A 14,313-nucleotide genomic window follows, 5' to 3' on the forward strand; every position below is an offset into this window, starting at 1 on the left:
ACAACCCTCGCCGCCGCGCGGGGACGGCTGCGGACGCATCGTGGTTGCGACCGGATGGACGAATGTGGCAGATTGGCACCAGTTAGTCATGGAAACGTTTCCACGGAGGATGGCAGAGTGGCCACGATCAAAGACGTCGCAGCGCTGGCAGGCGTGTCTCTCGGCACGGCGTCGCGCGTGCTGAGCGGCAGCAGCCAGACGTCCCCCGACTCGCGGGCCCGCGTCACGGCCGCGGCGGAACAGCTCAACTACATCGCCAACGGCCCCGCCCGGTCGCTGCGCCGCTCCCGCACCGACGTGCTGGGCCTGCTCGTGTCCGACATCCGCAACCCGTTCTTCTCCGAGCTCGCCCACGCCGCGGAGCGGGAGGCGCAGCGGCGCGGTTACACGGTGCTGCTCGCGAACGCCGACGAGGACGCGGCCCAGGAGGCCGCGTACCTGCGCACCTTCGCGTCGCAGCGCATCGACGGCCTGCTCATCGCACCTCAGGGCTCGGACCTGACCCAGCTGCGGAGCCTGCGCGCCTCGGGGCTGCCCCTCGTCTTCGTCGACCGGTCGGTCGACGGGATCGACGTACCGACGATCAGCACCGACAACGACGGCGGCGTACGCAGCGCCCTGACGTGGCTCCACGGCAGAGGACACCGGGAGGTCGCGTTCGTCGGCGGCCCGCCAGCGGTATCGACCGGCAGCGAGCGCCGGGTGGCCTTCCTGCGGATCCGCGACGAGCTCGGGCTCTCGGCCGACCCCCGCCTGATCGCGCACGGCGACTTCCGGACCGAGAGCGGCGCGGAGGCGATGCGTGCGGTCCTCGCCTCCGGTGCGCGGCCGACGGCGGTGCTCAGTGCCGACGGCCTGATGACCCTCGGCGTGAGTCGCGCGCTGCGCGAGGAGTCCGCCGGCGCGTTCGGCGACGTCGAGGTCGTGTCGTTCGACGACCTGGACTGGTTCGCGCTCGTGTCACCGCCCGTCTCCGCCGTCCGCAACGACGCGACGGCGATCGGCCGGCTGGGCGTGGGTGCCCTGGTCGACGTGATCGAGGGCCGGCCGGCGGCTTCGCACCGCGTGGCGACGTCCTTCGTCGACCGCTCGGTGCCGGCCGGGACCGGGACCGGGGCATGACGGCACGAGTCACCGTCGTCGGCAGCATCAATGCCGACACGTCGCTGCGGCTCGCGTCCCTCCCCCGGCCTGGCGAGACCGTGCTCGCCAGGGACGCGACACGTTCGCTCGGCGGCAAGGGAGCCAACCAGGCGGTCGCCGCGGCGCGCGCGGGTGCTGACGTGCGCATGGTCGGCGCGGTCGGTGGGCACGACGGCGAGCACCTGGCGGCCGCTCTGGCTGCCGAGGGGGTCGACACCGGCCTGCTGACCCGGTCGGACCTGCCGAGCGGGCAGGCGCTCGTGCTGCTCGACGACGCCGGCGAGAACTCGATCATCGTGGTTCCCGGGGCCAACGTCGCGATCGAGGAAGCCACCGTCCGCCGAGCCTGCGCCGAGCTCTCGCGCGGCGACGTGCTCGTGCTCCAGCACGAGGTACCGGTGGCGACGTCCCTGCTGGCGGCGGCGACCGCGTCGGCGGCGGGGGCGACGGTCATCTGGAACGCGGCACCCGCGCCTGTGCGGGCGGCCGACCTGATCGCGCACGTCGACCTGCTGGTGGTCAACGAGCACGAGCTCGTCGCGGTCGCCCGCCTCCTCGGCGTCGAGCCGTCGGCGCCCGACCGGGACGTCGCTGCCGTCTGCGCACGGCTCGGCACGGACGTCGTCTGCACCCTCGGGGCGGCCGGAGCGCTGGTGCACCGCGCCGGTGTGCTCACACGGGTGCCCGCGCCGTCCGTCACCGCCGTGGACACGACGGCGGCGGGCGACACGTTCGTCGGCTACCTCGCGGCGTCGTGGCACCTGCCCCTGGCGGACGCGGTGCGCCGCGCCACGGAGGCCGGCGCCCTCGCCGTCACCCGGTACGGAGCCGCGTCCTCGATCCCCACGGCCGCGGAGGTCGAGCTGCGGCTCGATGCCGCGCACCGGACCACCGCCCGGGCCTTGAGCCAGGGCGTCAGCCAGAACATCAGCCAGGCCTTGAGCCGGACCGAAAGGAACAACCCATGAGAGTCGCCCTCGGAGCCGATCACGCCGGCTTCCCCTTCAAGGACCACGTCCGGGAGGCGATAGAGAACCTCGGCCACACGGTCGTCGACTGCGGCACGGACAGCACCGACCCGGTCGACTTCCCCGACATCACGCAGGCCACCTGCGCGCCGGTGCTCGCGGGTGAGGCGGACCGGGCGATCCTCGTCTGCGGCACCGGCGCCGGCGCCATCATGGCGGCCAACAAGATCCCGGGCATCCGGTGCGGGCTCGCCAACGAGCCCTACTCGGCCCACCAGGCCGTGGAGCACGACGACGCGAACGCCATCGCGCTCGGCGCATGGCTCGCTCCCCGCGCCTTGGTCGCCGAGATCGTGCGGGAGTTCCTCGCCGCCACCTTCGACGACGACGCCGACACCCGCCGCCGTGTCGCCAAGCTCAACGCGCTCGACGACCTGATGCCCACCAGCGGCTGACCACCCCCCAGCTCCACCGATCAAAGGAGATCCCATGTCCACCACCACCCCTGCGCAGCGGCGTTCCCCGCTCGGGTCGAAGGACCGCGTCAAGACAGCGATCGCCGCCGCCGTCGGCACCAGCGTCGAGAACTACGATTTCGTCGCGTTCGGCACGGCGTCCGCCCTCTACTTCGGCGCCGTCTTCTTCCCCGAGAGCGACCCGCTGGTCGGCACCCTGCTCGCGTTCGCGACGCTCGCCGTCGGTTTCGTGATGCGCCCCCTCGGCGGGGCCGTCGGCGGCTACCTGGCCGACCGGTTCGGCCGCAAGCCCGTGCTGGTCGGCGCCATGATCGTCATGGGCGGGGCCACCGTCCTGATCGGCGTGCTGCCGACGTACGCCCAGATCGGCGCCACGGCGCCGGTCCTGCTGGTCATCATCCGGATGATCCAGGGGCTCGCGTTCGGCGCGGAGTGGGGCGGCGCCATCACCATGGCGTACGAGCACGCCCCCTGGCACCGGCGTGGCATGTTCGCGGCCATCCCCCAGTCGGGCAACCCGCTCGGGATCGCGCTCGCCAGCGGCATGTTCGCCCTCAGCGCCAACCTCGAGGGGGACTGGAAGTGGCGCACACCGTTCCTGCTCAGCGCCGTGCTGGTCGTCGTGGCACTCTTCGTGCGCTCCCGCCTGTCCGAGTCCCCCGAGTTCCAGGAGGCCGTCGCGACGGGCAAGACCGAGAAGAACCCGTTCCTGGCCACGCTCCGGCACGACTGGCGCGGCATCCTGCGGGTCATCGCCCTGCGCGTCGTCGAGTCGTTCGCCTACTACTCGACCGCTACCTACCTGCTGAACTACATCTCGGAGCGTGACCCGGAGCTGCGGGCCACGGCGCTCGGCGCGATCACCGCCGCGAGCATCACGGCCATCGTGGTCACCTTCGTCGCCGGTTCGCTCACCGACCGGGTCGGCCGGCGGCCCATCTACATCGCCGGCTGTATCGCGGCGATCCTGTTCGCGTTCCCGATGTATCTCATGGCCAACACGGGCAGTCCGGTGCTGGTGGTCCTGGTCTTCATCATCGGGATCGGTGTGATCCACGCGGCCCTCACCGGCACGCAGGGGTCACTGCTGACCGAGCAGTTCCGCACCGCCACACGCACCTCCGGTGCGTCCCTCGGCTACCAGCTGGCCGCGGCCCTCGGCGGGTTCGCGCCGCTGATCGCCGCCGCGCTGGTCGGTGCGTTCGGCTGGCCCGGGGCGTCCGTCCTGTACCTGGGCGCCGCCGTCGTCGGCCTGGTCGGCATCCTGGTCACCCGGGAGACCTGGCCCCGTGCGGAGCGCGAGCGGGTCGGCGCGCTCGTCGAGGCGGAGCGCCGTCGCTGATCGCTCCCCCCGTCGCCCTCGACCACGCGATCGTGCATGCTCTGGTGGCCAGACGCCTGCACGATCGCGTGGTCGCCGCTACTCGACGGCGACCGCCGACTCGGCCGGGCGGCCACGTGTCGCCTGCCACGCGGGCAGCAGCGCGGCGCCGAGGGTCAGCAGCACGACCAGGCCGACGATCGCCGCGTAGATCAGCGGGGAGCCCGCAGGGATCAGCGAGCCCAGACGCTTGAGGCTGACCGGGACCAGGATCGCCATCGCGGCGGCGGTCCCCAGGGCGACGCCGGTGACCGCCACGATGGCGGACTCCATCCCGACCATCTGCATCACCTGACGGCGGGTCGAGCCGACGAGCCGCTGCAGCCCGAACTCCCGCCGCCGCGCCGACGTGCTGGACACCAGGGTGTTGATCATCGTGATCGCGGCGTACCCGACGAGCATGAGCACCATGATGTAGATGGCGTAGGACGCCGTCTTCGTCTGGTCCTCGTACTCGTCGAACAGCACCTCCCGGTCGGCGACGGTCAGCCCGTCCCGGCCGGCGGTCAGGCCGGTCAGGTCCGTGACCAGCTGCTCGGGCGCGGTGCCCTGCCGGGCGCTGACCAGGATGCGCGTAGCGAACCCCTCGGTGGTGTGGGCGGCGAGCGTCTCCGCCGGGAGCAGCAGCGTGTCGTAGTCGTCCGGCGCGGAGAACAGGGCGGCCACCCGCGCGTCGAGCATGGTGTTGTCCCCCATCCGGAGGGTGATCACGTCTCCGACGCCCACGCCGAGGCGGCCGGCATGCTCGTCCTCGACCGCGACCGTGTCACCGTGCAGGTCGGTGAGCGCACCCGTGGTGACCTCGACCGGCGTGCTGGCGGCGGCGTTCTCGGCGGTGACGCCCTGGAGGCTCCAGCCCTCGCCCATCGGCGACACGTCCTCGGGACTCTCTACGAACCCGACGCTGCTGACGTGCTCCGACGCGTCGGCGACGCTCGGCAGCTGGTTGATCTGCTCGACCAGCTCCGGCTCGAACCCGCTCTCCGCGGTGACGACCGCGTCCGCGACGATGCCGCTGGCGAAGGCCTCCCTGTCCGCGGTGTCGTTGGTGGTCTGCAGGTACAGCATGCCGGTAGAGACCCCGGTCAGCAGGATGACCGGCCCCATGACGGCGGCCAGCCGCCCGGTGCGGCCCTGCGCGTTCAGCACGGCGAGGTCACCCGTCAGCCCGCCCAGCGCCCGCACGGGCCACCGGAGCAGGGCGATCATGACCTTCGCCAGGAGGGGCGCGAGGAGCGCGAACCCGATGGTGAACACGATGACCGCCGGCGCGGCCGTGGCCGGCGCGAGCGGTCCGCTCAGCACCGCGACGGTCACGATGGTCAGCCCGATGCCGGCGGCGATGAAGGCCAGCCCGGCGAGCACCCGCCAGCCGCTGATGAGCCGACCCTCGGTCGAGGCCTCCGCGAGCGCCTGGCTCGGCTTGACGCGCGCCGCCCTCCTGCCTGCTCCGAGGGCACCGCCCAGGGCCGCGAGGACGGCGACCGCCATCGCGGCGACCGACGGGATCCAGCCCTGGTGGAACGCCACGCCCGCCGTGGCGATGCCGAGGTCGGCGAGCAGGTCGAACACGAGCTTGCCCAGGAACTGGCCAGGGACGAGGGCTGCGGCCGTGGCGACCAGGGCCAGCACCAGCGTCTCGCGGAAGATCAGCCGGCGAACCTGGCGGGGGGTCGAGCCGATGGCCCGCAGCAGCGCCAGCTCCTTCTGGCGCTGGGAGATCGAGAGGCCGAGCATCGAGGACACCCCGAAGACCGACACCAGGAGCGCGAAGGCGCTGAAGACCCCGAGGGACACGACGTTCACGCTGGTCGCCGTGGCCTCCCGCAGCTCCGCCCTGCCCCGCTCGTCGCCGACGAGGGTCAGCGCCGTGCCGCCCAGCTCGGCGTCGATCCGCTCGCGGAGCTCGTCGACGTCGGTCCCCGGTTCGGCGACCACACCGATCGCGTCGACCGTCCCCGACGGTGCCGTGCCCTCGAAGACGTAGGTCTCGGTGTCCTGGACGCCCGGGAGCGCCGAGACGGTGCTCTCCAGGCCGGCGTCGACCCGGACCCGCTCGGGCAGGATCGCGGGCTCGTCCTCGTCCCCGCCCGGCGCGTGGTGCGCCTGGTCGCCGGAGACGACGACGTCGGCAGAGGCCAGCTGCTGCGGAGGAGCCGCGGCGCGGATGCCGGTCTCGATCAGGCCACCGCAGGCCATCAGGATGACGGCGGCGAAGAACATCGCGAGGAACGCGGCCACGAACGTCCCCGTGCGGTACCGCAGGGTGCGGAGCGCGAGCTGCATCATCAGTGCTGCCCTCCCACGGCCGCCGACGGCGGCTGGGCGGCCTCGTCCGCGTAGGCGCCCAGGCGGGTCATCCGCTCGGCGACGGCGTCGGCCGTCGGCGAGTGCAGCTCGCCCACGATCCGGCCGTCGGCGAGGAACAGGACCCGGTCGGCGTAGGACGCGGCGACCGGGTCGTGCGTCACCATCACGATGGTCTGGCCGGCGGAGCGCACCGAACGCCGCAGCAGGCCGAGCACGTCCCGCGCGGTCCTCGTGTCCAGCGCACCGGTCGGCTCGTCGGCGAAGATGACGGCGGGCTCGGTGATCAGCGCTCGCGCGATCGCGACCCGCTGCTGCTGGCCACCGGACAGCTCCGCCGGGCGGTGCTTGCGCCGTTCGCCCAGGCCGACCTGCTCGAGCACGGTCAGCACCTTGCCCTTGGCCGGGCTACGGCCGGCGAGCCGCAGCGGCAGCGTCACGTTCTGCTCCACGGTCAGCACCGGGAGCAGGTTGAACGCCTGGAAGATGAAGCCGACCCGGTCCCGCCGCAGCTCCGTCAGCTCGGTCTCGTCCATGGTGCTGAGCTCGCGGTCCTCGAGGACCACCGAGCCCGACGTCGGCTGGTCGAGCCCCGCCGCGGCCTGCAGCAGTGTGCTCTTTCCGGAGCCGGACGGCCCCATGATCGCCGTGAACGTGCCTCTGCCGAACCGCGTCGACACGTCATCGAGCGCGACGACCTGGTTGCCGCGCTTGCCGTAGACCTTGCGGACGTCCGTCAGCCGGACCGCGTCCGTGGCGCCACCACTGTCTGTGAACATTCCTTGCACCGTTCCCCCTGTGTCGCGCCGGATTGCACGAGCACGGAGACGACGCTACGAACGGCGCGACCCAGGGGGTATGGGGCCAGCCCGGTCACACGGTAGGGAAAACCCTCGACCTCATGCCCCGCCCGATTGACCCGGGCCAGTTGACCCGGGCCAGTTGACCCGGGCCAGTTGACCACAGCAGCTGCTGCCGGCCGGGCACGGGATGTGGCACCAGTTGCTGTGGTCAACGAGGTCAGTGCCTGGGGAGCGCGGGGTGGCGGGTCGTCAGGAACGCGTCGAGGCCCGCCAGGTCGTCGGTGTTGATGTGGTCGACGCCGGCGTCGGCGAGCTCGGTCCACATCGCCTCGCGTGCGGCGCCCGGCTGGTCGGGCGTCGCCCAGAACCGGACGCGGTAGCCCGCAGCGTGCGCCTCGTCCACGAACGCGTGCAGGCGCTCCCGCTCGGCCGCGGGCATCTCGCCCTCGCCTCGCCAGGTGAACAGCTTGGTCCAGTTGTCGCTGACCAGCGGCATCAGGCTCGCCGGCAGGCCGGAGCCGAGGTCGCCGGACCGTCCGTCGTAGAAGGCGTACCGCACGGGCTGCGACCGCATGGTCTCCAGGGGCCGGTTGCCACTGATGACCGCCGTCACCGGGCCCTCCTGGACCCGGCCGTGCACGGTGCGGGTCAGGATCGACCCGTGCTCGGCGAGCGCCTCGTGGATCGCGGCGTAGGTGGACTCGCCGTCCGACTTGATGTCGACGAGCAGCTGCAGGCTGCCGTCCCAGCCGGGGTAGACGTTCCGGCCACGGCCGCGCGCCAGGTCCTGCAGCGGGTCGAGGTAGAGGCTCTCCAAGGTGCGCGCGGGATCCACGTCGACGAGGTCGTGCGCGACGAGCAGCTCGCCGTCGACCAGCCAGACGTCCGCCTCGACGCTCGTGAAGCCGTGGGACAGCGCGTCGCGCAGCGGCCGCTCGTGCTCGTAGTCGTTGTGGGCGTGCGCGGCGTCGTGCGGCTCGCCCAGGTCGACACCGGCGCCTGGCGGCGTGGCCGACGCCGGCAGGGCCGGCACCGTGAACAGCATGGCGGCAGCGAGGGCTGCTCCGGCGATGGTTCGTGCGCGCATGGTCGTCTCCTTGTACCCGCCGGCCGGGCACCGGCTGAGTGGTGCCCATGCAAGCGCCGGGGGCTGACGTGCCGGTGAACGTCGCGCGACGGGCATGCGTCGGTGAACCGAACCAGGCAGGTCCCGTACCCGGAGCTGTGAGTCCCGCGCACCGTCTCGCCGAAGGACACGGTTTCGACAAGGTCGTTGACACGCCGTCCGCCGCACCCTACTTTATCGATAAACATCAGCCAGACGGCGGCTCGAGGAAGAGAAGCTATGACCAACCGACTAGCGGTCGCGTGCCGGATCGAGCGTCGACTCGCGCACCACGATCCGCGCCGACATCACCGACTCCACCACGTCGCCGACGTCGGGCGCGTCGGCCTCGACGCGCCGCAGGAGCAGCTCCATGATGCGTTCGGCCATCGTGTCGTTGTCGGGATCCATGGTGGTCAGGCGGGGAACGAGGTACTCGCTCTCGGCGTCGTTGTCGAAGCCGACCACCTGGACGTCCTCCGGGACACGCAGGCCGAGGTCGGCGAGCGCCCGGAGCGCGCCCATCGCCGCGGCGTCGGTCAGGGCGAACGCCCCGTCGAACCGGACGCCGTCATGGTGAAGCCGCAGCACGGCCTCGTGCCCGTCCTTCGTCGTGAACGAGGCGGCGTCGACGACGAGACGCTCGTCGACGGGTACGCCCGCCGCGGCGTGCGCGGCACGGTAGCCACGGGTACGCAGGGTCGCCATGCTGTCGACGCTGTCGTCGGTGCGTCCGCCGATCAGGGCGATGCGCCGGGCACCGCGCTCGAGCAGGTGCGACGTGGCGAGCTGCGCGCCGCCCACGTTGTCCATCATCACGTGGTCGAACTCGCCGGCCAGACGCCGCTCGCCGAGCAGCACCACCGGTACCTCGATGCCCGCACGGCGCACGTCCGTCGTGTCGATCTGCACCGGGCTGAAGACCACGCCGTCGTACGGACGCACCCGCTCGGCGGAGATGGCGGCGAGCTCGCCCTCCCTGCTCGCCCCCGTGCGCTCGATGATCACGTGGTAGCCCCGCGCCCGCGCCAGGGTGTCCAGGCGAGCGGCGAGATGGGCGTAGTAGGGCCCGTCCAGGTGGGGAACGAGCAGGCCGATGGCGCCGCTGCGACCGGCGCGCAGCTGGCGCGCGGTCGCGTTCACCCGGTAGCCCAGCCGGGCCACCGCCTCGAGCACACGGGCACGCGTCTCGTCGCTCGCTCCCGGCCGTCCGTTGATGACGTTCGACACCGTCATCTTCGAGACGCCGGCCTCGAGTGCCACATCGCTCATCTTCACCACGCCGACCATCATGACACCCCGCGATCGGCGGCCTCGTCCGCTCGCGCGGGTGCCACCCGGCTCTGATCAAGGAGGACCAGACCGCCGTGAAACAGCTCCTGTACTCGAAGAGGCTCGCGCCGTACCTCTTCATCCTGCCGTTCCTGGTGACCCTCGCCGTCTTCTGGGTCGTCCCGCTCGGCCGGTCGTTCGTGATGAGCACCCAGGAGGTGCTCTACGGGCAGGCGACGTTCATCGGGCTCGCCAACTACGAGCGGCTCTGGGGGGACCGCATCTTCTGGCAGGCGCTGTTCAACAGCCTCCGGTACATGGTGCTCACGCTCGTCCTGCTCATCCCGATCCCCCTGGCCCTCGCCGCCCTGGTCAACTCGAACATCGGGAGCGCCCGCATCAAGGGTTTCTTCAAGGCCTCGATGTTCATCCCCGCGCTGACCTCCGTCGTGGTCGCTGGCATCGTCTTCCGGCTCATCTTCGCGGAGTCGGACTCCGCGATGATGAACCAGGTCGTGGAGTTCTTCGGGTTCGGCCCCGTCCGCTGGCTGCGCAACGACCTCACCGGTCTCGTCGCGCTGCTGGCCATCGCGCTCTGGCGGTGGGCCGGGGTCAACATGATGTATTTCCTGGCAGGGATGCAGGCGATCCCGACCGAGTACTACGAGGCGGCGTCGATCGACGGGGCGAGCAAGTTCCGGCAGTTCATCCACATCACGATCCCTAACATCAAGCCGACCATCGTGTACGTCGTCACGATCAGCGTCTACGGCGGCCTCTCGATGTTCCTCGAGAGCTTCATGCTCTACGCGGGCAACAACTCGCCCAACAACCAGGGCTTGACGGTCGTCGGATACCTCTACCGCAAGGGCATCGAGGAGAACGACCTCGGCTTCGCCTCGGCCGTCGGCGTGGTGCTGCTCGTCGTCGTCATGACCCTGAACATCGGCTACCTCGCCGCCAGCGGCACCTTCAAGAAGGAGGCCGCGTGATGGCCGCTCAGCCGACCGCCCGCCGGTCGATCACCCCGTCCGCCGCGGCCTGGATCCAGAGCGCGTTCCTCGTCGTGATCGCACTGATCTCCCTGGTCCCGCTCCTGGCGATCTTCGTGGGCACGTTCCAGGACGGCAACGAGGTGATCCGGCGGGGCATGACGTTCGACGTCGACCTCGGCATGCTGAGCCTGGACAACTACGTGCTGCTGTTCACGGACTCGGGGCCGTACTTCCGCTGGTTCGCCAACACGCTGCTCCTCACGGTCGCGCAGGTCGCGGGCACGCTGCTGGTGAGCTCGTTCGTGGCCTACGGTTTCGCGATGTACGAGTTCAGGACCAAGACGCTGTGGTTCATCATGGTGCTGCTGGTCATGACCGTGCCGTTCGAGATGCTCATGCTCCCCCTGTACGTCCAGGTGAACGACATGGGGCTGGCCGACACCTACGCGGTGATCGTGCTCCCGTTCCTGGCGGCGGCCGTGACCATCTTCTTCTTCCGCCAGTACTTCCTGGGGATACCGAAGGAGATCATCGAGGCCGGCCGCGTCGACGGCGTCAGCGAGTTCGGGATCTTCTTCCGCCTCGTGCTGCCGATCACCAAGCCGGCGATGGCCGCCATGGCGATCCTCAACGGAATGCTGTGCTGGAACAACTTTCTCTGGCCGCTGCTGGTGCTGCGCAGCCCCGAGAAGTTCACGCTCCCCATCGGCCTGAACACGCTCCTGACGCCGTACGGCAACAACTACGAGCTGCTCATCATCGGGGCGTTCTTCTCGCTGATCCCCGTCCTCATTCTTTTCCTCGCATTCCAGCGGTTCTTCATCGAAGGAATCACCGCGGGAGCGGTCAAGGGCTGACCCCTCCCCAGATCGAACGGAGAAAACTCATGACAAGGCTACGGACGACGGTGTCCACGCTGGTCGCCGCAGTGGCGGTGACGGTGCTCACCGCATGCGGTGGCGGCGGCCAGCCGGAGGCACCCGCCAAGAACGCCGACGGATCGACCACGTTGAGCATGTGGACGTTCGCCGACGTGCACGCCGCGTACTACGAGGAGATGGCCGAACGCTGGAACGAGGCCAACCCCGACGACGAGATCCAGCTCGAGGTCACCGTCTACCCCTACGACGACATGCACAACAAGCTACAGCTCGCCGTGAACTCGGGCGAGGGCCTGCCCGACGTGGTGGACATCGAGGTCAACAAGTTCGCCAACTTCGTCAAGGGTGAGAACCCGCCGCTGGTCGACCTGACCGAGGCAGCGGCCCCGTACAAGGACGACGTCGTCCAGGCTCGCCTCGACCTGTACAGCAAGGACGGCAAGATCTACGGGTTCCCGACCCACGTGGGCGCCTTCACCACCTTCTACAACACGGAGGCCCTCGAGGGCGCAGGCATCGACTACACGACCATCAAGACCTGGGACGACTTCAAGGAGGCCGGGTCCACGTACAACAAGGAGACCGGTAAGGCGTTCGGCGTCGCCAGCACGAGCGTCATGTTCCTCGAGCCGCTCATCACGGCGCAGCTCGGCGGCGAGTTCTTCGACGCCGACGGCAACGTGCAGGTGAACAGCCCCGAGGTCGTCGAGACCCTCGCGATGGTCCAGGACATGCAGGACGCCGGCGCGGTCTCCACGATCCCGGGCGGGAGCCCCGACTCCGAGGAGGCGTTCGGCGCCATCAACGACGGCGACTACGCCGCCATCGTCTACCCGGCGTGGTACACGTCCCGGTTCGTCGACTACATGCCCGACCTCGCGGGCAAGGTGGCCATCGCGCCGGCTCCCGTCACGGACGACGCCGTCGTACAGACCATCGGTGGCGGCGGCACCGGCGCGTCAGTCCCTGCCGTCTCGCCGAACAAGGACCTCGCCGCGCAGTGGCTCGCGTTCGCAAAGCTCTCCCCCGAGGCGAACGTCGCCGTGTGGGAGGTGCTGGGCTTCGACCCGGTGAACATGGCCGTCTGGGAGGACGAGGCCGTCACCAAGAACCCCGAGAACAAGTTCAACAAGTACTTCCAGACGAACCTGTTCGACGTGCTGAACGAGGTGCAGGACGGTATCGGGCACCTCGAGTCCTTCAGCGACCCGAACTGGCCCACCGTGGACGACACGTTCCGCACGGTCACGCTCAACGAGATCTACGAGAACGGCACCCCGGCCCAGGACGCCCTGGACCAGACACAGGCCGACCTGCAGAACCAGCTGGGGCAGTAGGCCCCGAGCCGTTCGAGCGCACGGGCGGGGCGGTTGCCGTCCCCACGGCGGCCGCCCCGCCCGTGCGACGCAATGCCGCACGCCCCCACCACCGAGGAGTACATCACTCATGCTGTCCGCTTCCGTCACCATCGACCCCGCGTTCGTCGTCGGGCCGGTGCGCCCCCGCACCTTCGGCTCGTTCGTCGAGCACCTGGGCCGCAGCGTGTACACGGGCCTGCACGACCCGGGCCACCCGACCGCCGACGCCGACGGTTTCCGGGGCGACGTCGTCGACCTCACGCGCGAGCTGGGGGTCACCGCGGTGCGCTACCCGGGCGGCAACTTCGTCTCGGGGTACCGCTGGGAGGACGGGATCGGACCGGTGGAGCAGCGCCCCCGGCGTCTGGACCTCGCCTGGCACTCGACCGACCCCAACCTCGTGGGGGTCGACGAGTTCATGCGGTGGTGCGCCCGGACCGGCGTCGAGCCCATGATGGCCGTGAACCTCGGCACGCGCGGCGTGCAGGAGGCGCTCGACCTGCTCGAGTACTGCAACGTGGCGGGCGGCACGGAGTGGAGCGACCGCCGTAGGGCCAACGGCGCCGAGGAACCGTACGGCATCAAGATGTGGTGCCTGGGCAACGAGATGGACGGCCCGTGGCAGATCGGCCACAAGACCGCGTACGAGTACGGGCGGCTCGCGGCCGAGACGGCCCGGGCCATGCGCATGATCGACCCGGACCTCGAGCTCGTGGTCTGCGGCTCGTCGGGTTCCCAGATGCCCACGTTCGGCGAGTGGGAGCACACGGTCCTCACCGAGGCGTACGAGCACGTCGACCACATCTCGGCGCACGCCTACTACTGGGAGGAGGACGGCGACCTCGCGTCGTTCCTGGCCTCCGCCGTGAACATGGACCACTTCGTCGACTCGGTGGCCGCCACTGCCGACGCCGTGCGTGCGGCGGGCAAGCACACCAAGCGGATCCACGTCTCGTTCGACGAGTGGAACGTCTGGTACCAGAAGCGCGCCGAGTCGCGTCCCCCGTCGGGCGACGACTGGCCGGTGGCGCCCGTGCTGCTGGAGGACAAGTACAACGTTGCCGACGCTGTCGTGGTCGGCAACCTGCTCATCTCCCTGCTGCGGCACACCGACCGCGTGCACGCGGCGTCGCTGGCCCAGCTCGTCAACGTGATCGCGCCGATCATGACCGAGCCGGGCGGACGCTCCTGGCGGCAGACGACGTTCCACCCGTTCGCGCTCACCGCACGGCACGCCGCGGGCGAGGTGCTGCGCCTCGCGGTGGACGCACCGGTGCAGGAGACGGCCAAGTTCGGCCCCGTCCCGGTGCTCGACGCCGTCGCGACCCACGACACGGAGTCGGGCGGCGTGGTGGTGCTCGCGGTGAACCGGTCGCTGTCCGACGACGTGGCGCTCGACGTGGACCTGCGCGGCTTCCCCGGACTGCGGGTGGCGGAGGCGCTCACGCTCGCCAACCCCGATCACACCTGGTCGGCGACGGTCGACGACGCGACGTCCGTGCTGCCGCGGGTCAACACGAGCGCGAAGGTCGCCGACGACAGCGCGCACGTCGACCTGCCGCCGGTCTCCTGGTCGATGCTTCGCCTCGAACGGATCTGACGCTCGTCGGCCCTCTCCGTGCGG

12 protein-coding genes are annotated in these 14,313 nt (G+C 70.6%); 8 read left to right on the top strand and 4 right to left on the bottom strand.

Going from position 1 to position 14,313, the window contains the following annotated elements; translation table 11 throughout:
- Nucleotides 1–117 precede the first annotated feature (117 nt).
- From ACYVK7_RS24395 to ACYVK7_RS24410, 4 genes are read left to right on the top strand one after another with little or no spacing between them, the layout of a single operon-like run.
- Nucleotides 118–1,122, top strand: coding sequence for a LacI family DNA-binding transcriptional regulator (locus ACYVK7_RS24395; RefSeq protein ID WP_460890322.1), 1,005 nt, complete (start codon nt 118–120; stop codon nt 1,120–1,122).
- Nucleotides 1,119–2,111, top strand: a complete 993-nt coding sequence (locus tag ACYVK7_RS24400; protein ID WP_460890323.1) for a ribokinase — start codon at nt 1,119–1,121, stop codon at nt 2,109–2,111. Before ACYVK7_RS24395 ends, ACYVK7_RS24400 begins: the two co-directional genes overlap by 4 nt.
- Nucleotides 2,108–2,566, top strand: a complete 459-nt coding sequence (locus tag ACYVK7_RS24405; protein WP_460890324.1) for an RpiB/LacA/LacB family sugar-phosphate isomerase — start codon at nt 2,108–2,110, stop codon at nt 2,564–2,566. Before ACYVK7_RS24400 ends, ACYVK7_RS24405 begins: the two co-directional genes overlap by 4 nt.
- Before the next feature lie 34 nt (nt 2,567–2,600).
- The gene (locus ACYVK7_RS24410) at nt 2,601–3,929 is read left to right on the top strand and encodes an MFS transporter (RefSeq protein ID WP_460890325.1); all 1,329 of its coding nucleotides are present in this window, start codon (nt 2,601–2,603) and stop codon (nt 3,927–3,929) included.
- 78 nt (nt 3,930–4,007) lie between these two features.
- On the opposite strand, the gene ACYVK7_RS24415 is transcribed toward ACYVK7_RS24410, so the two are convergent.
- From ACYVK7_RS24415 to ACYVK7_RS24430, 4 genes are all read right to left on the bottom strand, one after another.
- Nucleotides 4,008–6,257, bottom strand: a complete 2,250-nt coding sequence (locus ACYVK7_RS24415) for an ABC transporter permease (protein WP_460890326.1) — start codon at nt 6,255–6,257, stop codon at nt 4,008–4,010.
- Nucleotides 6,257–7,054, bottom strand: coding sequence for an ABC transporter ATP-binding protein (locus ACYVK7_RS24420; RefSeq protein WP_460890327.1), 798 nt, complete (start codon nt 7,052–7,054; stop codon nt 6,257–6,259). Before ACYVK7_RS24420 ends, ACYVK7_RS24415 begins: the two co-directional genes overlap by 1 nt.
- 241 nt (nt 7,055–7,295) lie before the next feature.
- Complete coding sequence (locus ACYVK7_RS24425; RefSeq protein WP_460890328.1) at nt 7,296–8,165, bottom strand: phosphatidylinositol-specific phospholipase C/glycerophosphodiester phosphodiesterase family protein; 870 nt, start codon at nt 8,163–8,165, stop codon at nt 7,296–7,298.
- Between the two features lie 270 nt (nt 8,166–8,435).
- Nucleotides 8,436–9,455, bottom strand: coding sequence for a LacI family DNA-binding transcriptional regulator (locus ACYVK7_RS24430; protein ID WP_460890329.1), 1,020 nt, complete (start codon nt 9,453–9,455; stop codon nt 8,436–8,438).
- A gap of 95 nt (nt 9,456–9,550) precedes the next feature.
- Here ACYVK7_RS24430 and ACYVK7_RS24435 point away from each other — a divergent pair, with 95 nt between their 5' ends.
- The 4 genes from ACYVK7_RS24435 (at nt 9,551) to arfA (ending at nt 14,289) form a co-directional block, all read left to right on the top strand.
- The gene (locus ACYVK7_RS24435) at nt 9,551–10,447 is read left to right on the top strand and encodes a carbohydrate ABC transporter permease (RefSeq protein ID WP_460890330.1); all 897 of its coding nucleotides are present in this window, start codon (nt 9,551–9,553) and stop codon (nt 10,445–10,447) included.
- Nucleotides 10,447–11,307, top strand: a complete 861-nt coding sequence (locus ACYVK7_RS24440) for a carbohydrate ABC transporter permease (RefSeq protein ID WP_460890331.1) — start codon at nt 10,447–10,449, stop codon at nt 11,305–11,307. Before ACYVK7_RS24435 ends, ACYVK7_RS24440 begins: the two co-directional genes overlap by 1 nt.
- Nucleotides 11,308–11,336: 29 nt before the next feature.
- A complete protein-coding gene (locus tag ACYVK7_RS24445) occupies nt 11,337–12,668 on the top strand; it encodes an ABC transporter substrate-binding protein (RefSeq protein WP_460890332.1) in 1,332 nt (443 codons plus the stop codon).
- A 109-nt stretch (nt 12,669–12,777) separates the two neighbouring features.
- A complete protein-coding gene (gene arfA, locus ACYVK7_RS24450; protein WP_460890333.1) occupies nt 12,778–14,289 on the top strand; it encodes an arabinosylfuranosidase ArfA in 1,512 nt (503 codons plus the stop codon).
- The last annotated feature ends 24 nt before the right edge of the window (nt 14,290–14,313 follow it).

The sequence above is a fragment of the Promicromonospora xylanilytica genome (assembly GCF_054782895.1).